Origin of the sequence: Citrobacter sp. CK206, from assembly GCF_030333125.1 — a bacterium.
In the GTDB taxonomy this organism is placed as follows: domain Bacteria; phylum Pseudomonadota; class Gammaproteobacteria; order Enterobacterales; family Enterobacteriaceae; genus Citrobacter_B; species Citrobacter_B koseri.
Window position 1 is genome coordinate 318,044 of the sequence record NZ_JAOWGM010000028.1, and the last position, 19,446, is coordinate 337,489.

Here is a 19,446-nt window from a genome sequence, read left to right on the forward strand (position 1 = left end):
ATTTTCAACAAGCCACTCAATGCACTTTAGCGCCGTGTAGCTTATTTTTAATATACATTATATGGCTAAATATAGAACGAATATATTTTCGCTGTATCCTTTCATGGCGTGACTTACGCTTATATAATTTTGCCGTATTTGCATTGAGTAACGATTTTTCGGCCCATGCCGATTTTTTATAAGCCTCAATAAAGTACTTAGAAACCGGATAGTTAGCCCACGTATGCCACGGTTTTGTCACGCCGACATAATGAATTAATACCGTACTCTCAGTGATAAAGTCCTGATAACGATATTCATTTTTATTCTTCAGTTCCTGGTCTACGCCATAAATACAATTAAAATCACGCCTCAGTAGGATCACATGCCCAACAAATAAGATATTCAGGATATCCTGGTCAAAATAAAGCAGTTCTTTCTGACGCTCATGCAAAACTTCAAAGGCTTTGGATAACAGTTTTTTTTCTCTCCAGACATGGAGATTAGCGAATACCACCCCTGAATTAAAATAGTCACGAGCTAACTCAGGAATACCCAGTCTCTGCCCGGATTTTAAACGTACTCGATCAATATCATTAACAACAGCCGCATATTCTCCGGCAAAATGAATATCCGTCAGTTCCCGCAGCGAATTTTTACAAACGATATCGGCATCCAGATACAGCACAGAATCCAGTTCACGACTTAAATACTCGAACGCAAAATAGCGATAGTACATCGCATAGGTCCATGCTTTAGTACTCGGCAACTTGCGAAACGCCTCATTATCAAAAACTAAGACCGTTACCGTTGTACCATACATTTGCGTGAGTCGTTCCACGCTTTCCAGGTACTCATCATCAACATAGTCCGTCACAACATAGAAATGGATATCAATATCAGGGTTGTTCACCAACACTGATGTCATTGAAATTCCAGAGCCAAATAAAAAATTTCGATCTACACCATATGCAATATTCAACTTTTTGCTTTTCTGGTGTGTAGCGTTGTCGATAACCTTTTTTTGAATTATTACGTTTTCAAAATCAATGTTCATGATGAGATCACCTCAAACCCTGTATGTGATTTTATAACGCTTTTCTTATCGTTCTTTGTTTGATTTTTTGTGCTTTCGCCGCCGCTTGTTCAAGCAAACTGGCTTCCTTGCGAAGAATTTCACGCAGTGGCATCGAGAAATAAACGCGTAAAAAACGATAAATATCTCTCGAGGTCAGGCCAATTTCGAGTGAGGAGAAATAGAGTCCAATCAGATCCTTATCACGCCAGCGACGCGGCACCCGGCGACGAATTTGCGCGCGATGCAGATCAATCACGGAAAGTTTTATATCAGCCACATCAGCCGGTAACGGTTGCTGTAGTAAAAAATGGCAAATATAACAATCCCGATGATTCACCCCACCACGATGCATTTTCCCCACCATCTCCGCCAGTCGGGTGATAATGGTTCGTTTTAAGGTGAGGTCAGGACGTTCTTCACTCCACCTGGCGCAAAAGTCTTCAAGGCTTATTGCTGGCGAGAGGTCTTCCGTGATGATAAACGATGTCCGCTGCAACGGATTAAACCCTTTTTGCCCAAACGCGACGCCGATCATGGTATCAACATTCAGTGATTGCAGACGGTGAATAGCTAGCCACTCGCGATCCGCGCCAAGAACGGGCATACGCAAGGAAATAAGGTTTTTTAGCACTTCTTTCAGCGTGGTTCCGTGATGGTATTTCAGGAAATACCCTTTACCCATCATCTCAAAACGCAGCGTCCTCCGGGTCTCCAGAGCGCGGAAAACCTCTCCGTCCAGTTTCGTTACTTCGACAAACGGATCTTTACCTTGCCACTGCGTAGCGAATGGCTCTTTTAATTCAATCATTCTCAAAACCTAAAATGATATCAGCCGCTTTATCAGCCAGACTGTAGAGATCTTCTGTATCGGCAAAGTGTCTTGCATGGCTTGCCCATTCACTTCGCTGCTCACCTTTCTCCAGCGCATCGCAGAGGGAAGCATTCAGGACTTCCTGTGCAAAAGGCTCCGGTATAACAACGCCACACTGCGCAGCATTGATATAGTGCGCATATCCACAAACTTCGGTGGTCAGCACGGGTAGCCCGGCGACAATCGCCTCTAATAATACGATTCCGGCCGCTTCCTGAACGGCAGGATGAAGCAGCAAATCAGCAGCAGACATCAGCGCTGAAATATCATCGCGCCCTGAAAAAAACTGCACCTGCTTCTCAATCCCTAGTTGACGCGCCTGGGCCTGATACCGGTCGGCCTTGTCTTGCCCGACAACCATCAATCGCGTACGTTGACGTATTGCTTCAGGTAAAGAAGCTACCGCCAGTAACGTTCTTGGTACGCCTTTGCGTTTAAAATCCGAACCTACCTGCAAAAGCAGGAACTGATCTAACCCAATGCCATTTTTTTCTCTGACAATCTGTCTGCTGTTTTCAGGTTGCTGGCTATATTTCCTGTCCGGGTATATCCCTGGCGGCAAAATATGAAAACGGCGATCCTCAGTATGATAATGATGCTTAAAGTCACCGATTTGCTTATTTGTTAACATCAAAAGCTCGGTATGAGCACCTTGCTGGAAGGTCGCTTTTTCAAAAGCTGCATAGTGCTTATAACGACTGGTCAGCTTATAAAAGAAACCCTTTTCACGGGCGACTTTTTCCGCGTAGCACACATCTGCCGCATAATAGACATCAAGCCCGGGCATTTTATTAAACCCAACGACGCGATCGACGGGATGTTGGCTCAGGTAACTCTGAACCCACTGATAATACTGCTCATTTTTTCCATGATTAGTTCTGGCAGTCACCGGAACAAGGATAATTTCAAGGTCGGAGGGACGTTCGCCCTGCCACTGTTGAGTCAATACCTGAACATGATGGCCACGCGCCGCAACCGTATGCGCTATTCGCAGGAAATCACGCTGCAACCCGCCATAGGGAAAGTATTTGTACAAACAAAAAGCAATGGTCATGCAATAATATCCGCGTTACGTCGCCAAACATCCCAGGCCAGGCAGGTAAAAGCGCCGTAATCCTTGTCTGCAAACAAAGACTACCCTCCATATTCCCGGCGCCCTGAAGGCTGATGGCTGCCTGAATTTGCGCAATAGTATACCATTGATTAGCTCCCGAACCGAAATGAATGTTTTTTAAGCAAAAAGTTAATTTTTAATTTCAAAACAATAAGATGTAAACCATTACTACTGAAGGACAGAGCACAATTTCACGCGTTATTCGGCGTTAACAGCCTGTTTTGATGTATCTGGAGAAAAACACCTACCGCAAATAATGTATTGTCAATTCAGGTGTTTTAGTGCAACAAGGATAAAAATGATGGTAAAGCCCAGGCTAAATACATAGAATCCCCAGCACATCCATCAGTCAGCTATTTACTATGCTCGAATTGCTTTACACCGCCCTTCTCTACCTTATTCAGCCCTTGATCTGGATACGGCTTTGGGTGCGTGGACGTAAAGCGCCAGCCTACCGTAAACGCTGGGGCGAACGTTACGGTTTTTACCGTCATCCGCTTAAACCTGGCGGGATCATGCTGCATTCCGTCTCTGTGGGTGAAACACTGGCGGCAATTCCTTTAGTTCGCGCCCTGCGACACCGTTATCCTGATTTGCCGATTACCGTCACCACCATGACGCCTACCGGCTCAGAGCGCGTACAGTCCGCATTTGGCAGCGATGTTCAGCACGTCTATCTTCCTTATGATTTGCCCGATGCGCTCAACCGTTTCCTGAATAAAGTTGACCCTAAACTGGTGTTGATTATGGAAACCGAGCTCTGGCCGAACCTGATTGCCGCGCTGCATAAACGCCATATTCCGTTGGTTATCGCCAACGCGCGCCTTTCCGCCCGGTCGGCTGCTGGCTATACAAAGCTGGGGAAATTTGTTCGCAGACTGCTGCGTCGCATTACGCTAATCGCGGCGCAAAATGAAGAAGATGGCGCGCGTTTTATCGCGTTGGGTGCGAAAAATAACCAGCTCACCGTCACCGGCAGTCTGAAATTTGATATTTCCGTGACGCCGCAGCTTGCAGCAAAAGCGGTTACGCTACGTCGCCAGTGGGCGCCGCACCGCCCGGTGTGGATCGCCACCAGTACGCATGACGGCGAAGAGAGTATTGTTATCGCCGCCCATCAGGCATTGCTGCATCAATTCCCTAACCTGTTGCTGATTCTGGTTCCTCGCCATCCAGAGCGGTTCCCGGATGCGATTAACCTCGTGCGCCAGGCAGGGCTCAGCTATACCACGCGTTCCTCAGGAGAGGTGCCGTCCGCCAGTACCCAGGTTGTTATTGGCGATACAATGGGCGAATTAATGCTACTGTATGGTATTGCGGATCTCGCATTTGTCGGCGGTTCGCTGGTTGAACGCGGAGGACATAACCCGCTGGAAGCTGCCGCACACGCGATACCGGTATTGATGGGCCCTCATACCTTTAACTTCAAAGATATTTGCGCCCGACTGGAGCAAGCAAGCGGGCTGATTACCGTAACCGATGCCACAACGCTGGTAAAAGAGGTTTCGTCTTTACTGACCGACGCGGATTATCGTAATTTCTACGGTCGACACGCCGTTGAAGTACTGTACCAAAACCAGGGTGCGCTACAGCGTCTGTTACAACTGCTGGAACCTTACCTGCCACCGAAAACGCATTGAGGGCTGTCATGCAAAAACGGGCGATTTACCCAGGAACCTTCGATCCGATCACCAACGGCCATATTGATATCGTGACGCGCGCGACGCAGATGTTTGATCACGTTATCCTCGCCATTGCCGCCAGCCCCAGCAAAAAACCGATGTTTACCCTTGAAGAGCGTGTAGCGCTGGCGCAACAGGCGACGGCGCACCTCGGCAACGTGGAAGTCATGGGATTCAGTGACTTAATGGCCAACTTCGCGCGCATTCAGCAGGCCAATATTTTGATTCGCGGCTTGCGCGCCGTGGCTGATTTTGAATATGAAATGCAGCTGGCGCACATGAATCGTCATTTAATGCCGCAGCTTGAAAGCGTCTTCCTGATGCCTTCAAAAGAGTGGTCTTTTATCTCTTCTTCGCTGGTAAAAGAAGTGGCGCGCCATCAGGGCGACGTTACCCACTTCTTACCGGAGAACGTTCATCAGGCCCTGATGGATAAGCTGAAGTAAAACGCTTTTACCGGATGGCGCGTCAGCGCGTTATCCGGCCTGCAATCCATCTTATTTCTGACACTGACGGCAGTAGAACGTCGCCCGTTGCGCGTGTTTAGCCGCAACGATCGGCGTACCGCAAACCCGGCACGGTTCCCCTTTACGTCCGTAAACCTGCAACTCCTGAGCAAAATAGCCCGGCTTACCGTCGCTTTGCAGAAAATCTTTCAACGTTGTACCCCCCTGCTCGATGGAACGCAGTAAAACGGCCTTAATCACGCGGGCCAGCAGCTCACACTCGACCTGCGATAATGACGACGCCAGACGGTCAGGATGGATGCCTGCCGCAAACAACGACTCGCTGGCGTAGATATTTCCCACGCCCACCACCAGTTTGTTATCCATCAGCCAGGGTTTAATTGCCGTTTTCTTCTTCGCACATTTCTGCTGCAAATAGGCCCCGTTAAAATCGTCGCTCAGCGGCTCAGGGCCGAGATGCGCCAGCACGTTATGCCCTTCCAGCTCTTTCGTCCACAGCCAGGCGCCAAAGCGGCGAGGATCGGTGTAGCGCAGGACTTTGCCATTGCTCATCACCAGATCAACGTGGTCATGTTTTTCAGCGGGAAGTTCTTCAGGAAGGATACGCAAACTGCCCGACATTCCCAGATGAATGATGATCCAGCCATCCGGTAACTCCAGCAGCAAATATTTCGCGCGGCGTTGAACGCTGAGAACGGGTTTATCGCTCAGGCGGTAGATCTCTTCCGATACCGGCCAGCGCAGACGTCCATTACGCACATTGGCATGCAGAATGGTTGCCCCAACCAGATGCGGTTCAATGCCGCGGCGGCTGGTTTCAACTTCAGGTAATTCAGGCATAACGTCTCCGGCTCTGTTTCAGGTCTCATTAATATGGGGACGGCCAGAAAACAAAAAACCCCGCCGAAGCGAGGTTTTTCACTACATCAAAGCGAGAATTATTTGATTTTCGCTTCTTTGTAGATAACGTGCTGACGGACAACTGGATCGAACTTTTTCAGTTCCAGTTTTTCCGGCTTAGTACGTTTGTTCTTCGTGGTGGTATAGAAGTGACCAGTACCAGCAGAAGAAACCAGCTTGATTTTCTCACGAATACCTTTAGCCATGATTTATTTCCTCTAAGTACTTAGTACTTTTCGCCACGGGCACGCAGTTCGGACAGAACTGTTTCGATGCCTTTCTTATCAATTACACGCATACCTTTAGCAGATACACGCAGGGTGACAAAACGCTTCTCGCTCTCAACCCAGAAACGGTGAGAGTGCAGGTTAGGCAGGAAACGGCGTTTAGTCGCGTTCAGTGCGTGGGAACGGTTGTTACCGGTCACCGGACGCTTGCCAGTAACTTGGCAGACTCGGGACATGTCTATTCTCCAAAAATCAAATTAGCTCGAGCTTCGTATGGGGTATTGGCGCCTCGTCAGGCTTCTCAGCCTGGTTATCGCAGTTCATTGTGAACTCTCGATTGCCAGGCCCAAATGCCAAACCCGAGATTCTCAAAGGTGGCGTAGTATACGCTGTGTAAGCGATGTGCTCAAGTCCCGAACAGACAAAGATCCCGATGGATCGCGCGAAGTGTTCTAAATCCAACCACGTTCGGCAAAAGAAACGTACTCTCCGCGCCCAATCACAAGGTGATCCAGTACTCGTATATCCATGAACTGACAACATTTTACGACACGTTCGGTGATGAGTTTATCCGCTTTGCTCGGTTCTGCACACCCCGAGGGGTGATTATGCGCAAGGATCACCGCAGAAGCATTTAATTTTATCGCCTCGCGGATAATCTCGCGCGGATGCACCTCGACATGATTCAGCGTGCCGGAAAAAAGACGGCTGTGTTTAATCACCCGGTGCCGGGCATCCAGAAAGATCACAAGGAAGATCTCCCGCTCTTCCCCCGCCAACTGGCTTTGCAGAAACTCACGCGTCATTTCCGGGCTCAACAACGCGTTTTCCTTCATCATGCGCGCCTTGTAATAGCGCCTTGCCAGTTCGGCAATCCCCTTAAGCTGCGCATACTTAGCGATACCGATACCTGTACCGCGAAATTGCGCGAAATCCGCAGACAGCAACCCATAGAGCGACCCACTGCGTTGCAGCGTTTCATGCGCCAGAGCCATCACATCTTTTCCTGGCACTCCTGTACGTAAAAAGAGCGCCAGCAGTTCAACATCAGTCAGCGAACCAATTCCTGACTTCAACATTTTTTCCCGGGGCATTAAACGTTCCGGCGCATCCATACGTTCACCTCCTTAAGCACGCCTCATGGTGGCATAGCTCCTGAGGTGAATCGACGCCCGTATTTCACTCCTGCGTAGCGCCTCGCAAAGTGAATTACGGGCAACTGCACGACGGGATTCAGGATTGTGATAAAATGTCCGCCTTCTGGTGCAATCCAACAGGAAAGATCATGATGAGCCTGGCTGGCAAAAAAATCGTTCTCGGCGTGAGCGGCGGCATTGCTGCCTATAAAGCCCCTGAACTGGTGCGTCGTTTACGCGAACGCGGCGCCGACGTCCGCGTGGCGATGACCGAAGCGGCAAAAGCCTTTATCACGCCCCTGAGCCTACAGGCGGTGTCGGGTTATCCCGTTTCTGACAGTCTGCTTGACCCTGCCGCAGAAGCCGCGATGGGCCATATTGAGCTGGGAAAATGGGCGGATTTAGTTATCCTCGCGCCAGCCACGGCAGATCTGATCGCTCGCGTTGCTGCCGGTATGGCCAACGATCTGGTTTCAACGATTTGTCTGGCGACACCCGCCCCGATTGCCGTACTTCCGGCCATGAACCAGCAAATGTATCGCGCCGCCGCCACGCAACATAATCTGGATGTACTCGCGTCACGCGGAATGCTTATCTGGGGGCCGGACAGCGGCAGCCAGGCATGTGGAGACGTGGGGCCAGGACGCATGCTCGACCCGTTGACCATTGTGGATATGGCGGCAGCGCATTTCTCCCCTGTCAACGATCTGCAACATCTCAACATCATGATTACGGCGGGCCCGACGCGCGAGCCGCTCGATCCGGTGCGTTATATCTCTAACCACAGCTCCGGTAAGATGGGATTTGCCATTGCCGCCGCCGCCGCACGACGCGGCGCCAACGTTACGCTGGTTTCCGGCCCCGTTGCGCTGCCCACGCCACCTTTTGTTCAGCGCATTGATGTGATGACCGCGCTGGAAATGGAAGCGGCGGTCCAGGCAGCGGTTCAGAAGCAGCATATTTTCATCGGCTGTGCTGCGGTTGCTGACTACCGTGCAGCCGCCGTCGCCAGTGAAAAAATTAAGAAACAGGCGACGCAGGGCGATGAATTAACAGTAAAAATGGTCAAGAACCCTGATATTGTCGCCGGGGTCGCCGCACTCAAAGACAAGCGTCCTTATGTCGTTGGGTTTGCCGCGGAAACAAATAATGTGGAAGAATACGCCCGGCAAAAACGTATCCGCAAAAACCTTGATCTGATCTGCGCGAACGATGTTTCGCTTTCAACTCAAGGATTTAATAGCGACAGCAACGCATTACACCTTTTCTGGCAGGATGGAGATAAAGCCTTACCGCTCGAACGGAAAGCGCTCCTGGGCCAATTATTACTCGACGAGATCGTGACCCGTTATGATGAAAAAAATCGACGTTAAGATTCTGGACCCGCGCGTTGGGCAGCAATTTCCGCTTCCAACTTATGCCACCTCCGGCTCCGCCGGACTTGACCTGCGCGCCTGTCTCGATGACGCCGTAGAACTGGCGCCTGGCGCAACAACGCTGGTGCCGACCGGTCTGGCGATTCATATTGCCGATCCGTCTCTGGCGGCGGTAATGCTGCCACGTTCCGGCCTGGGCCATAAGCATGGTATTGTGCTCGGCAATCTGGTCGGCCTGATCGACTCTGACTATCAGGGTCAGTTAATGGTTTCCATCTGGAACCGTGGCCAGGACAGCTTTACCATTGAGCCAGGCGAACGTATTGCTCAGATGGTTTTCGTACCGGTTGTACAAGCCGAATTTAATCTGGTGGAAGAGTTTGAAGCCACCGACCGTGGTGAAGGCGGCTTCGGCCATTCTGGTCGCAAGTAAGACATTTACGCATCCTGATAACGACATAACATCGCCGCAAACGCTGAGTTTGCGGTCATAGTGTGGATGCTCGCCTGGCAAGTGCTTATTTTCAGGGGTATTTTGTAACATGGCAGAAAAACAAACTGCGAAAAGGAATCGTCGCGAAGAAATACTTCAGTCTCTGGCGCTGATGCTGGAATCCAGCGATGGAAGCCAACGCATCACAACAGCGAAACTGGCAGCCTCCGTCGGCGTTTCTGAAGCGGCGCTGTATCGCCATTTTCCCAGTAAGACTCGCATGTTCGATAGTCTGATTGAGTTTATCGAAGACAGTCTGATTACCCGTATCAATCTGATCTTAAAAGATGAGAAAGACACCAGCGCGCGTCTGCGTTTAATCGTGTTGTTGATTCTGGGCTTCGGCGAACGCAACCCAGGCCTGACGCGTATCCTCACCGGTCATGCGTTAATGTTTGAACAAGATCGCCTGCAAGGACGGATTAACCAGCTGTTTGAGCGCATTGAAGCGCAGCTGCGTCAGGTTCTGCGGGAAAAAAGAATGCGCGAAGGCGAAGGGTACGCCACGGATGAAACCCTGCTGGCAAGTCAGTTGCTGGCGTTTTGTGAAGGGATGTTGTCCCGCTTTGTACGCAGCGAGTTCAAATACCGCCCAACGGACGATTTCGACGCCCGCTGGCCGTTGGTTGCTGCGCAATTGCAGTAACAGCGTAGCCGGATGGCGGCGATGCCTTATCCGGCCTTACAGGCCCGGTAAGCGCTACGCCGCCGGGCAATTCACTTAAACCCCGTACGCTTCCCGATACGCGCGCACTGCCGCCAGATGTTCCGCCATCTCTGGTTTCTCTTCCAGATACGCAATCAGGTCTTTCAGAGTGATAATCGAGATCACCTGACACCCGTAATCGCGTTCCACTTCCTGAATCGCGGAAATCTCGCCACGGCCACGCTCCTGACGATCCAAAGAAATCAGCACCCCCGCCAGACTTGCGCCATTCGCCTGAATAATCTCCATCGATTCACGAATCGCAGTACCCGCAGTGATCACATCATCCACCAGCATCACGCGTCCCTGTAATGGGCTCCCGACCAGACTTCCGCCTTCACCGTGGTCTTTGGCTTCCTTACGGTTAAAGCAGTACGGCAGGTCTTTGTCATGGTGTTCCGCCAGTGCAACAGCGGTGGTCGTCGCAATCGGAATACCTTTATAGGCCGGACCAAACAGCAGATCGAAATCGATACCCGAATCCACCAACGCTTCGGCATAAAAACGTCCCAGCAGAGCCAGATCGCGCCCGGTATTAAACAGCCCGGCGTTGAAGAAATAGGGGCTTTTGCGCCCGGATTTCAGCGTAAATTCACCAAACTTTAGTACCTGCTTGTTAAGCGCAAACTCAATAAACTGGCGCTGATACGGTTTCATGGATTCGCTCCTCATTTCACTTTATTACAGACAAAAAAAAGGCGACTCGCTGGTCGCCTTAAAATCAATTTTCTAACGCCGCTTTCTGCGTCGCTACAATGGATTCGATTCCCCCTCGGGCTAATGCCAACAAGGTAAGGAGTTCTTCGTGACTGAACGGCTCGCCTTCTGCCGTTCCCTGCACTTCAATAATTCGACCGTCTTCGGTCATTACCACGTTCATATCGGTTTCAGCCGCGGAGTCTTCAACGTACTCCAGATCGCAGAGCGCTTCACCATTCACGATGCCGACGGAAACCGCAGCCACCATCCCTTTCATCGGGTTGGTTTTCAGCTTACCGTTCGCGACCAGCTTGTTCAGCGCATCGGCCAGCGCAACACAAGCCCCGGAGATAGATGCAGTACGCGTACCGCCGTCCGCCTGGATCACATCGCAATCCAGAGTGATAGTAAACTCGCCAAGCGTTTTAAGATCGACAGCAGCGCGCAGCGCGCGGGCGATCAGACGCTGGATTTCCATCGTGCGGCCGCCCTGCTTGCCTTTCGCCGCTTCACGCGCGTTACGGGTATGCGTAGCGCGTGGCAACATGCCATATTCTGCGGTGATCCACCCCTGGCCCTGCCCTTTCAAAAAGCGCGGTACGCCTTCTTCGATGGATGCCGTGCACAGCACTTTGGTATCTCCAAATTCGACCAGCACCGAGCCTTCAGCGTGTTTTGTATAGTTACGGGTCAGGGTTACGGGACGCACCTGATTAGCGCTACGGCCTGCTGGACGCATATTGAGATCTCCGGCTTGAAACGAATGTGGCTGCGCATTATACGGACTTCCGGCGGTTATTCCTATCCTGACAAGGCATGGATGGCTATAATCCTTCCATCTCTCCTTTAAAAACAGGAACGTCTATGATCCGCAGTATGACCGCCTACGCCCGGCGTGAAATCAAGGGTGAATGGGGTAGCGCTACCTGGGAAATGCGCTCGGTAAACCAGCGTTATCTGGAAACGTATTTTCGTCTGCCGGAACAGTTCCGTAGCCTTGAACCTGTTGTACGCGAACGCATTCGTACACGCCTGACGCGCGGAAAAATCGAATGTACTTTACGCTTTGAACCCGATGCCAGCGCGCAAGGCGAACTCATTCTGAATGAGAAGCTGGCAAAGCAGCTCGTTGCCTCCGCGAACTGGGTCAAAATGCAGAGCGATGAAGGGGAAATCAACCCGGTAGATATCCTGCGTTGGCCGGGCGTCATGGCCGCCCAGGAACAGGATCTGGACGCGATTGCCGCAGAGATCCTCGCCGCGCTGGACGGGACGCTGGATGACTTCATTGCCGCCCGGGAAACCGAAGGTCAGGCTTTGAAAGCGCTGATTGAGCAGCGTCTGGAAGGCGTCAGCGCTGAGGTAGTGAAAGTCCGCGCCCATATGCCGGAAATCCTGCAATGGCAGCGCGAACGTCTGGTAGCAAAACTGGAAGACGCACAGGTACAACTGGAAAATAACCGTCTGGAGCAAGAGCTGGTGCTGATGGCACAGCGCATTGACGTGGCGGAAGAGCTGGATCGTCTGGACGCGCACGTCAAAGAAACCTACAACATCCTGAAGAAAAAAGAGGCGGTTGGCCGTCGTCTGGACTTTATGATGCAGGAGTTCAACCGCGAGTCGAACACGCTGGCCTCCAAATCCATCAATGCTGATGTCACCAATTCTGCAATTGAGCTGAAAGTATTGATCGAGCAAATGCGCGAGCAGATCCAGAATATCGAGTAAAGTTTCACGCGATCTCGCGTAGTCTCATAAAGTCACATCAGGATAAAAAGGCCATTGTAAATAATGGCCTTTTTTGTTTTATATAGTCTCATATCGTATCACTACAGCGCGTGTTTTGTGTGCACTTAAAGGTGTACTTACTCAGTCTTAAGTACACTCATTTAAGTACACCCCCCTCTGAAGATGAGAGACATATGGGAAATCTGACCGACATACAAATCCGTACATGGAAAAGAAACAACGAGCGCTTCGCAGGACGCTCTGATGGGAATGGGTTATATCTATGTTTTCCTGAGAAATATAAAGAGTTGTTCTGGCGCTTTCGTTACAAAATCGCAGGAAAATCCAGGGTGATGCTCATTGGCTACTACCCCACCATTTCTCTCGCTAAAGCGCGGGAAATTGCTAAAGAGCTTTCCGCCCGTGTCGCTCTGGGTCATGACGTAGCGGGAGAGAAGCAGGAACGTAAGGCTGAAGCGCTGAAGAAGATGGAGGAAGAGAAACATGCGCTCCGCGTTTCAGAACTAGCGGCAGAATACTTTGAACGTCAAATCCTCAATCGGTGGAAGCACCCTGACATTCTGCGTCGTCGCATAGACAAAGACATCAACCCTAATATCGGGCATTTCAGAATCGAAGAAGTTAAAGCCTGGCATATCGACGATATGCTACAAAAAATCGTCCAACGTGGAGCGCCTACAGTTGCTAATGACGTTCTTCGCTGGACTCGCCGTATTTTTGATTTCGGTATCAAGCGACATATGCTTGAAAGCAACCCTACTAGTGCTTTTGAAATCTCGGATGCTGGTGGGCAGGAGCAAAGCAGAGAACGCTGGCTCAGCCGTGAAGAGTTGATGAAGCTCTTCCAGGCTATGCCCATGACAAAAGGCTTCTCACGTCAAAACGAGCTGACAATGAAACTTCTGCTGGTGTTCTGCTGCCGTAAGATGGAGCTTTGCGGTGCACGCTGGGAGGAGTTCGATCTTGATGTAGCGGTCTGGCACTTACCCGCTGAACGAGTGAAGAATGGTGATGCGATCGATATCCCTATCCCTGCACCAGCGCTTGAATGGTTGAAAGAACTGCATCAGATTTCCTGCAATAGCCAGTGGGTGCTTCCAGCCAGAAAGATGCAGCACCGCATGATTCCGCATATTCAAGAAAGCACACTGCCTGTTGCGTTGAGCAAGGTAAAGGGCAATCTACCTGATGTACCTAATTTTACTATTCATGATTTTCGGCGTACCGCACGATCGCACCTTGCGGCGTTAGGGGTTGACCCGGTAGTTGCAGAACGTTGCCTGAATCACAGAATTAAAGGTGTTGAGGGGATATACAACCGTTATCAGTATTTCGATGAGAGGAAGCGAGCTTTGGATTTGTGGGCTAACATGCTAGTTTCGTTGGAGAAAGGTAATGACTACAACGTAACACCCTTGAAGAAAAGTAGCTAATTATCATCATAAGTGGTGGATGCAAATTAACTTGCAAACCTTCAAGCAGGTTTTGGTTTCAATTGCTTTTCTGGGTTTACTGACTCGTAATCCAACGTTGTATTGACAATATCCGATCTGAGATAAGTGTTTTACTATCAATCAGTTATGAACTGATACATTTAAAATCAGGGAGAGTAAATGATAGATATTAGTTCAGCTAAAGTAGCTAAAGTCATTGTCCACCGTGTTGGGAATAAACTCAGAGACGAGGGGTTTCATCTATCACAGGCAGAGTGTCACCGTTCAAGCACACTCGACGAACTACTGATAAGAGATTTCCTTGCTCCTGTAGTCAGAAAAGGTCAAGAGTACAGCTTGACACATGAATCAGATGTTTCCTTGAACACTATCAATCATTATGCCAATAACGTTTTCAAAACTTCTAATGCATTCAAAGAAAGCAGTGATGCGATAGCAAAACACCTATATAGTTGCTCAGGCCATCAGAATATTGGTGGCGGTGAATTCCTTGTGATTTTATTTGAAGGTATTAGGTCTGAAGATCAATCACTACAAGCCCTTGGTCTATACAAAGTTGAAGGAAAGGATGATTACCTAGATGTTGGGGAAGAGAAAGGAGAGATCCAAGTAATTGAGAGGGTTGGAATATCTCTTAGTAAAGTCCAGAAAGGTGCTGTCATTATCTCTAATGGCCTGAAAGTATTTGCTATCGATAACTTAGGACTAAAAACAAAGTATTGGATAGAAAATTTTCTTAAAGTAGCACCAAGCCAAACACCTCAAAAATCCGCCCAAATAGCTGGTGCATTACTTAAAGCGATATCTAATAGAGTTGAAACACCGAGCAATGCACTGGAATTCACGCATCAAGTAGAAGAATTACTTACCGAGACGGATGCTCTATCTCTATCCGACATTCGCAAAATTTCAAATAACTATTTGAACAATGAAGAAGTTGATGAATTGCTGAATGGAGCTCGTCTTAAATATGGTGTTTCACTTGATGACAGCGTACCAATTGAAAGCAAACGTCTTGCTAAATTTGCAAAAGAAATTGTCACGAAGGCACGAATTGCAGAAGGAGTCAGTCTACTCGTTTCAAATCCAGATGCAAAGATCCATTCAATAGACGTAAAGCCCGTTAAGAACGGATATCGTGCGGTTGTAGATATTCAAATGAAGGAGGCAAAGTAATGGCTGGTGAAAAGTCAAAAAAATCAGGGGAAATTGGGGAAGCATTAGCCAAAGCTCTCCTAAACCGTATTGGTTGGCAACATTTAATTCACAATATTGCCATCAGTTGTAATACTCCAACTCATCTAAACGATGAGGGAAATGCACGTCAAAGCCACGGAGAAGATCAAGTCTATCTCTACAATAATCCCTTCCATGATGATCGAACTGATTTTGTTCATGTCTCAAATAAAAACACCCTTGGAAGTTATCCAAAAGAAGGGACATTAAGGTCACAGTTTAAAAGCCACATAAAAGAACTTAATCAAACTATTGAATGTGCAAAATACAACTCCACGTTACGAGAAATCGGTACTAACTTCAAAGCAAAGAGGAACAGATATCACGCAGGTCTTCTTATTTGGTTCCATAACGATCACGATAATATTGAGAAAAGTATTTTAGCAGACCTTGCCCCAGCCCGTCTGGATTTGGATACAGATATTCCATTTTATGTAATTGACAATGGCAGAGCTACTTTCCTTTTAAGGGTAGTTGATGACTTACGTAAACGTTCAACTGGTGGAGACTATCAGTTCTTTTATCCTCGGATTGGTACATCGATAACTGTTGATGAAATGCGGACAGGTAAAGAACTTCCACTTGAACTCTTAGCTTCAGATATAATTCCAGCTGTATTGAATAAAGATGGTATTAAAGAGCTAATTATTTATGCAAACGAAAGTTTCGATTCAACCTCTTATAAAAACTTAATGGCATATGGATTAAGTTTTTCGTCCGGGCTAATCACTAATATAAAGATTGGCATGCCTGATTACAACCCGGCACGCGATGAAGAAGCTGTACAAAAAGCTCGACTCGCATTCCATAATCGCCCTGAAGAAATTATACCATTTTCATTTAATCGCTCCATTCTTGATCTTCTCCAAGAGGAATCCCAATGAAGCAAATTTTGGAATCTAATTATACTATCCCATTGGGATCTGAACTTCGTGTACTACTCAACAGCGAACATATTTCATACGGTGAAATCCATTTAGCATTAAAGGCAAAAGGGATTTTTTCTGGGAGTAATGATAAATCGATAACAGTTCCACTTTTGTCAGCTACATTACTAACTCCCTCAGGTTATTCAGCTTTAATTGAAGCGTCTGTTGATAGAGATTCAAAACCTAAAGTTAAAGTTTCCTCACTCGATTTGGTTGATTCAGCTTCAGATTGGGTAACTCCGCTAAAGCAATTATTTGAAAGTGAATTCAATCCATTTGCTAACATCGAAAACGTTGAGGTTTTAGATAGTCCAGGCGTCATTGTTGATGGGAAAAATAAAGTACGAATTCCATTCTCAATAGTTCGTAAGGATTTTAGTAAAGACTGGACTCAGAGGGAACTAAGATTTGATGGCGAGGTTGCTATTGAACGTCTAGGAGGCAATCTTAAGCTCGATTTTTCGTCAACACATTCATCGAAAGAGACAGAGATTGTTAATAGAAGAATGACCGCTCAAATAACCAAAACTCTTAAAGAATCAGGAGTGACTCAAAATGAAAAAGAGCGGAGAATTACATTTGACAGTTTTACAAATATTGAACGTGTTCGTTTCTTCAAAAGGTTAACAGGCGGTCACGGGAGATTTATTAAAAAAGGTAGCGTGAGTGATATGGAAATAAATCGGGATACCTCAGGCCCTTCACTTCCAGACGATCCACAAATTTCATGGATGAAGCATACAGTAAAACGACTGAAGATAGATGGCGAAAAACTTAATGATATATTCCTAATATCTGATGAAAAATATTATGATTATTATCATGTACAGAGAATGGACGTTACGTTCGGCTTTGCTTCCGCAGCAAATACTGGTGAATTTAAAGCCAGTTTATTTTTTAGCACTCCTTCAAGAGGTGACTTAGCAAAAAATGATGCTGAACTTACTTTCGAAATTCTAAAGATCACTCATGATCACAAAGTAAACTCAGATGCAAAAAGAGAACTAAGTACAGAAATTGGTAAGCAAGTACGACTTCTTATAGAAACTGAATTTGAGAAAATTGTAGCAGAGCGGATTACTGATAAAACTGCCGCTTAAACTATGGCAAGCATCATCATAATTTATGATGCTTGCCTAATTGATTAATTATATTGGTACTGCCCATCCATTGAGCCAACAGCAGAAATACCGCAATAGTTCTCGCAACTACGGGTCATAACATTAACAGAACCATCTTTCAATTCACTAATCACTGCCACACATGCACTCGATGAGTCGCTGTAAACCCAGCGATTTCGCTGCCCTGCGCCTGCACCGACACGTTCAGCAATGCCCTCCATATTACAAACACCAGAAGCATTACCGTGAGATGCATTAATATTAAATTCAGCAGTGCCATTCCCCATCCACAACGATAAAGCACCATTTCTCTTAACGTATTCAGCTGCATGCGCCATAGTAAAGCTACTGGCCAATAACAAAGTTATAACTATCTTTTTCATTACTACTCCTTTATATGTCATTAAATATTAAAAATATTTTTACCAACAAATCATTAGCGATAAAATTTTGTACTAGAATATCCTTGTTTTCGTGTTTCCATACGCTGAGTATCATAGGTATTGCCACATTTAATACACGAATAAATATTAGTAATGTTATATCGCTCTTCTGTCCAGGTTGATTTTATAATTGCCTGCTTTCCACAATGAGGGCCTCTTGTATCTCCACCAACCACGCCTTGGTTTTGAGTTTTACTTCTGGGTATGGCTGATAAAAACTCTCTTTTAGTATCTATTAGTTTAATACTATATGAAGCATTACAAGCCTTACATCTGAGGCCGCTTGAAATAAAGTAAAAAACCACTTTTACATTAGGAAACAAAAGCAGTAAAAAAAGTAACGCACTGACAATTAAACGAATCGGCATTTCCCCTGGCGTGAATATATAACCAATCCCTGAAATAACTCCCGTTATCCCTACTCCATATAACCATGAATGAACGTTCGCTTCACGCTTAATGTCATCTTGCCCATTATTCATACTACCCTCCTAAATTAACTCACATTATTCATTGTAAATAACATAGACCTACTTACATTTCATCTTGCTTAATCAACCAATTGTATATGTATGGGACATATAGGGAGACTCAATAATCCTGAACGTCCCAGCGCCAACAATATGATTCATTACTTTTACATTCTGGACAGATGATTTTCCGCGTAGTTGTGTTCTATGGTAAAATGCAGAATATGCCACCAATGCCTCCCCCCAGCTAATATCTCTTGTTGGAGCAATAATCGCATTACAAAATGATTTGTGTAGGGTAAATAATTCTTCTGCGCCATTACCAACAGAGCAACTTGAGAAACAAATACATTTCCCTCTTAATATCGGCCATGCAATCCGATCTAAATCTCGCCATGTAATAATAGCATCATCTGTTAGAGCAAAGCCTTTATCATATCCATGCGCACTAATGTGAACATATTTTATATTTTCTCTTTGAGCGACTTTTAATGCTTTAATAAGCATTTTCTCATTAATAGCCTCAATGCTCTTGGCATTGACACCCTGCAAATGAAGTATACGCTTTAATGTTTCGCCTTCACCTCTGCCATCATAAATATCCTGATCGCTACGTGATTCAATAATCAAAACTTCCTGTTTTTTCATCAACCACACCAAACAAGATATTCGTTTATGAGTTTGTTATAAAAATATCAAAAAGATCCCATCTTCAGTTCAAGGAGTTGATTACCGCAAAAGTGTTAGATTACGAGGTATCCACTGCCTTGCTCTCTTCTCCTCCCTTCACCACAACAACTATAGATGCGCAAAATTCATTTATAATCCATAGATGATGTTCATACAAGAGAAAAAAGGCCACAAACTTCCATCTATAGACATTTTAAAGAAGTGAAGAGCTGTATATGGCCCAGTTACCCTCAGATAGTGCAGACAAACAGGTAGGCCAACGCATTCAAATGCGTCGTAAAGAGCTGGGGATGACTGCTCAGCACTTAGCGGAGCTTGTTGATATATCCCACCAACAGCTTTCTCGTTATGAACGTGGAACGAACAAGATCAACGTAGCCCACCTCGTGAACATCGCGGTCAAGCTCAACACGCCGATTAGCTGGTTTTTCATTGATTGCTTCTCGACGTTTGAAAATGACGTCCAGAAACAACAGGATTTCGCTCCTGTAAAAGATGCAGACTTGAAGAGTCGACTTGATAATATATGGCCTCGCTTAACACATGAGCAAAGGCGCATATTGATTATGTTTCTTGATAAATACACCAAATAGCAGTAATAATTGATGGCTATTTCAACCAAATTT

At 47.0% G+C, this 19,446-nt stretch carries 23 protein-coding genes; 11 read left to right on the forward strand and 12 right to left on the reverse strand.

The window, feature by feature from the left end:
• Positions 1–16: 16 nt before the first annotated feature.
• From OGX81_RS14030 to OGX81_RS14040, 3 genes are read right to left on the reverse strand one after another with little or no spacing between them, the layout of a single operon-like run.
• Positions 17–1,036: a glycosyltransferase family 8 protein gene (locus tag OGX81_RS14030; protein WP_012135766.1), complete on the reverse strand. Its 1,020-nt coding sequence runs from the start codon at positions 1,034–1,036 to the stop codon at positions 17–19.
• A 31-nt stretch (positions 1,037–1,067) separates the two neighbouring features.
• Entirely contained in the window at positions 1,068–1,865 is a 798-nt protein-coding gene (rfaP, locus tag OGX81_RS14035; RefSeq protein WP_104868021.1) for a lipopolysaccharide core heptose(I) kinase RfaP, read from the reverse strand.
• Positions 1,858–2,982, reverse strand: coding sequence for a glycosyltransferase family 4 protein (locus tag OGX81_RS14040; RefSeq protein WP_047460257.1), 1,125 nt, complete (start codon positions 2,980–2,982; stop codon positions 1,858–1,860). Before OGX81_RS14040 ends, rfaP begins: the two co-directional genes overlap by 8 nt.
• A 422-nt stretch (positions 2,983–3,404) precedes the next feature.
• On the opposite strand from OGX81_RS14040, the gene waaA reads away from it, so the two are divergent.
• Positions 3,405–4,682 carry a lipid IV(A) 3-deoxy-D-manno-octulosonic acid transferase gene (waaA, locus tag OGX81_RS14045; protein ID WP_012135770.1) on the forward strand — a complete coding sequence of 426 codons (1,278 nt, stop codon included), beginning with the start codon at positions 3,405–3,407 and terminating at the stop codon, positions 4,680–4,682.
• Between the two features lie 8 nt (positions 4,683–4,690).
• Complete coding sequence (gene coaD, locus OGX81_RS14050; protein ID WP_012135771.1) at positions 4,691–5,170, forward strand: pantetheine-phosphate adenylyltransferase; 480 nt, start codon at positions 4,691–4,693, stop codon at positions 5,168–5,170.
• Between the two features lie 51 nt (positions 5,171–5,221).
• Here coaD and mutM read toward each other — a convergent pair whose 3' ends face one another.
• From mutM to radC, 4 genes are all read right to left on the reverse strand, one after another.
• The gene (mutM, locus tag OGX81_RS14055) at positions 5,222–6,031 is read right to left on the reverse strand and encodes a bifunctional DNA-formamidopyrimidine glycosylase/DNA-(apurinic or apyrimidinic site) lyase (RefSeq protein WP_012135772.1); all 810 of its coding nucleotides are present in this window, start codon (positions 6,029–6,031) and stop codon (positions 5,222–5,224) included.
• A 98-nt stretch (positions 6,032–6,129) separates the two neighbouring features.
• Positions 6,130–6,297, reverse strand: coding sequence for a 50S ribosomal protein L33 (rpmG, locus tag OGX81_RS14060; RefSeq protein ID WP_001051798.1), 168 nt, complete (start codon positions 6,295–6,297; stop codon positions 6,130–6,132).
• Positions 6,298–6,317: 20 nt separating this feature from the next.
• Positions 6,318–6,554, reverse strand: coding sequence for a 50S ribosomal protein L28 (gene rpmB / locus OGX81_RS14065; RefSeq protein ID WP_003024071.1), 237 nt, complete (start codon positions 6,552–6,554; stop codon positions 6,318–6,320).
• Between the two features lie 216 nt (positions 6,555–6,770).
• Positions 6,771–7,433, reverse strand: coding sequence for a RadC family protein (gene radC / locus OGX81_RS14070; RefSeq protein WP_047460249.1), 663 nt, complete (start codon positions 7,431–7,433; stop codon positions 6,771–6,773).
• Between the two features lie 173 nt (positions 7,434–7,606).
• On the opposite strand from radC, the gene coaBC reads away from it, so the two are divergent.
• The 3 genes from coaBC (at position 7,607) to slmA (ending at position 9,969) form a co-directional block, all read left to right on the forward strand.
• Entirely contained in the window at positions 7,607–8,827 is a 1,221-nt protein-coding gene (gene coaBC / locus OGX81_RS14075) for a bifunctional phosphopantothenoylcysteine decarboxylase/phosphopantothenate--cysteine ligase CoaBC (RefSeq protein WP_096753935.1), read from the forward strand.
• Positions 8,805–9,263, forward strand: a complete 459-nt coding sequence (gene dut / locus OGX81_RS14080; RefSeq protein ID WP_006687626.1) for a dUTP diphosphatase — start codon at positions 8,805–8,807, stop codon at positions 9,261–9,263. Before coaBC ends, dut begins: the two co-directional genes overlap by 23 nt.
• Positions 9,264–9,372: 109 nt before the next feature.
• Positions 9,373–9,969 carry a nucleoid occlusion factor SlmA gene (gene slmA, locus OGX81_RS14085; RefSeq protein WP_012135776.1) on the forward strand — a complete coding sequence of 199 codons (597 nt, stop codon included), beginning with the start codon at positions 9,373–9,375 and terminating at the stop codon, positions 9,967–9,969.
• Positions 9,970–10,044: 75 nt separating this feature from the next.
• Here slmA and pyrE read toward each other — a convergent pair whose 3' ends face one another.
• Positions 10,045–10,686: an orotate phosphoribosyltransferase gene (gene pyrE, locus OGX81_RS14090; RefSeq protein ID WP_024131063.1), complete on the reverse strand. Its 642-nt coding sequence runs from the start codon at positions 10,684–10,686 to the stop codon at positions 10,045–10,047.
• A 64-nt stretch (positions 10,687–10,750) separates the two neighbouring features.
• Positions 10,751–11,467 carry a ribonuclease PH gene (gene rph, locus OGX81_RS14095; protein WP_012135779.1) on the reverse strand — a complete coding sequence of 239 codons (717 nt, stop codon included), beginning with the start codon at positions 11,465–11,467 and terminating at the stop codon, positions 10,751–10,753.
• 125 nt (positions 11,468–11,592) lie between these two features.
• Here rph and OGX81_RS14100 point away from each other — a divergent pair, with 125 nt between their 5' ends.
• The 5 genes from OGX81_RS14100 to gapS4b all read left to right on the forward strand — a co-directional run bounded on the left by OGX81_RS14100 (position 11,593) and on the right by gapS4b (position 17,196).
• Complete coding sequence (locus tag OGX81_RS14100; RefSeq protein ID WP_104868020.1) at positions 11,593–12,456, forward strand: YicC/YloC family endoribonuclease; 864 nt, start codon at positions 11,593–11,595, stop codon at positions 12,454–12,456.
• Between the two features lie 194 nt (positions 12,457–12,650).
• Positions 12,651–13,910, forward strand: a complete 1,260-nt coding sequence (locus OGX81_RS14105; protein ID WP_104868019.1) for a tyrosine-type recombinase/integrase — start codon at positions 12,651–12,653, stop codon at positions 13,908–13,910.
• Positions 13,911–14,090: 180 nt separating this feature from the next.
• Positions 14,091–15,107, forward strand: a complete 1,017-nt coding sequence (locus OGX81_RS14110) for a nucleoid-associated protein (RefSeq protein WP_110123647.1) — start codon at positions 14,091–14,093, stop codon at positions 15,105–15,107.
• Complete coding sequence (gene gapS4a / locus OGX81_RS14115; RefSeq protein WP_085347583.1) at positions 15,107–16,051, forward strand: GapS4a family protein; 945 nt, start codon at positions 15,107–15,109, stop codon at positions 16,049–16,051. Before OGX81_RS14110 ends, gapS4a begins: the two co-directional genes overlap by 1 nt.
• Positions 16,048–17,196, forward strand: coding sequence for a GapS4b family protein (gene gapS4b / locus OGX81_RS14120; RefSeq protein WP_104868017.1), 1,149 nt, complete (start codon positions 16,048–16,050; stop codon positions 17,194–17,196). The genes gapS4a and gapS4b overlap by 4 nt, the downstream gene beginning before the upstream one ends.
• A gap of 44 nt (positions 17,197–17,240) precedes the next feature.
• Here the strand turns inward: gapS4b and OGX81_RS14125 are convergent, their stop codons facing one another.
• From OGX81_RS14125 to OGX81_RS14135, 3 genes are all read right to left on the reverse strand, one after another.
• Complete coding sequence (locus tag OGX81_RS14125) at positions 17,241–17,600, reverse strand: acyl-CoA dehydrogenase (RefSeq protein ID WP_104868016.1); 360 nt, start codon at positions 17,598–17,600, stop codon at positions 17,241–17,243.
• Between the two features lie 53 nt (positions 17,601–17,653).
• The gene (locus OGX81_RS14130; protein ID WP_146209159.1) at positions 17,654–18,142 is read right to left on the reverse strand and encodes a hypothetical protein; all 489 of its coding nucleotides are present in this window, start codon (positions 18,140–18,142) and stop codon (positions 17,654–17,656) included.
• A gap of 72 nt (positions 18,143–18,214) precedes the next feature.
• A complete protein-coding gene (locus OGX81_RS14135) occupies positions 18,215–18,778 on the reverse strand; it encodes a hypothetical protein (RefSeq protein WP_187305234.1) in 564 nt (187 codons plus the stop codon).
• Between the two features lie 257 nt (positions 18,779–19,035).
• On the opposite strand from OGX81_RS14135, the gene OGX81_RS14140 reads away from it, so the two are divergent.
• The gene (locus OGX81_RS14140) at positions 19,036–19,413 is read left to right on the forward strand and encodes a helix-turn-helix domain-containing protein (RefSeq protein WP_085347587.1); all 378 of its coding nucleotides are present in this window, start codon (positions 19,036–19,038) and stop codon (positions 19,411–19,413) included.
• Positions 19,414–19,446 lie beyond the last annotated feature (33 nt).

Bases quoted from the DNA above. Each gene is read 5' to 3' on its own strand.
- OGX81_RS14105 (WP_104868019.1), top strand. From the start codon at position 12,651: ATGGGAAATCTGACCGACATACAAATCCGTACATGGAAAAGAAACAAC.
- OGX81_RS14135 (WP_187305234.1), bottom strand. From the start codon at position 18,778: ATGAAAAAACAGGAAGTTTTGATTATTGAATCACGTAGCGATCAGGAT.
- OGX81_RS14040 (WP_047460257.1), bottom strand. From the start codon at position 2,982: ATGACCATTGCTTTTTGTTTGTACAAATACTTTCCCTATGGCGGGTTG.
- rpmG (WP_001051798.1), bottom strand. From the start codon at position 6,297: ATGGCTAAAGGTATTCGTGAGAAAATCAAGCTGGTTTCTTCTGCTGGT.
- rfaP (WP_104868021.1), bottom strand. From the start codon at position 1,865: ATGATTGAATTAAAAGAGCCATTCGCTACGCAGTGGCAAGGTAAAGAT.
- mutM (WP_012135772.1), bottom strand. From the start codon at position 6,031: ATGCCTGAATTACCTGAAGTTGAAACCAGCCGCCGCGGCATTGAACCG.
- slmA (WP_012135776.1), top strand. From the start codon at position 9,373: ATGGCAGAAAAACAAACTGCGAAAAGGAATCGTCGCGAAGAAATACTT.
- OGX81_RS14130 (WP_146209159.1), bottom strand. From the start codon at position 18,142: ATGAATAATGGGCAAGATGACATTAAGCGTGAAGCGAACGTTCATTCA.
- radC (WP_047460249.1), bottom strand. From the start codon at position 7,433: ATGGATGCGCCGGAACGTTTAATGCCCCGGGAAAAAATGTTGAAGTCA.
- dut (WP_006687626.1), top strand. From the start codon at position 8,805: ATGATGAAAAAAATCGACGTTAAGATTCTGGACCCGCGCGTTGGGCAG.
- rph (WP_012135779.1), bottom strand. From the start codon at position 11,467: ATGCGTCCAGCAGGCCGTAGCGCTAATCAGGTGCGTCCCGTAACCCTG.
- gapS4a (WP_085347583.1), top strand. From the start codon at position 15,107: ATGGCTGGTGAAAAGTCAAAAAAATCAGGGGAAATTGGGGAAGCATTA.
- rpmB (WP_003024071.1), bottom strand. From the start codon at position 6,554: ATGTCCCGAGTCTGCCAAGTTACTGGCAAGCGTCCGGTGACCGGTAAC.
- pyrE (WP_024131063.1), bottom strand. From the start codon at position 10,686: ATGAAACCGTATCAGCGCCAGTTTATTGAGTTTGCGCTTAACAAGCAG.
- OGX81_RS14140 (WP_085347587.1), top strand. From the start codon at position 19,036: ATGGCCCAGTTACCCTCAGATAGTGCAGACAAACAGGTAGGCCAACGC.
- OGX81_RS14110 (WP_110123647.1), top strand. From the start codon at position 14,091: ATGATAGATATTAGTTCAGCTAAAGTAGCTAAAGTCATTGTCCACCGT.
- coaBC (WP_096753935.1), top strand. From the start codon at position 7,607: ATGAGCCTGGCTGGCAAAAAAATCGTTCTCGGCGTGAGCGGCGGCATT.
- waaA (WP_012135770.1), top strand. From the start codon at position 3,405: ATGCTCGAATTGCTTTACACCGCCCTTCTCTACCTTATTCAGCCCTTG.
- OGX81_RS14100 (WP_104868020.1), top strand. From the start codon at position 11,593: ATGATCCGCAGTATGACCGCCTACGCCCGGCGTGAAATCAAGGGTGAA.
- gapS4b (WP_104868017.1), top strand. From the start codon at position 16,048: ATGAAGCAAATTTTGGAATCTAATTATACTATCCCATTGGGATCTGAA.
- OGX81_RS14125 (WP_104868016.1), bottom strand. From the start codon at position 17,600: ATGAAAAAGATAGTTATAACTTTGTTATTGGCCAGTAGCTTTACTATG.
- OGX81_RS14030 (WP_012135766.1), bottom strand. From the start codon at position 1,036: ATGAACATTGATTTTGAAAACGTAATAATTCAAAAAAAGGTTATCGAC.
- coaD (WP_012135771.1), top strand. From the start codon at position 4,691: ATGCAAAAACGGGCGATTTACCCAGGAACCTTCGATCCGATCACCAAC.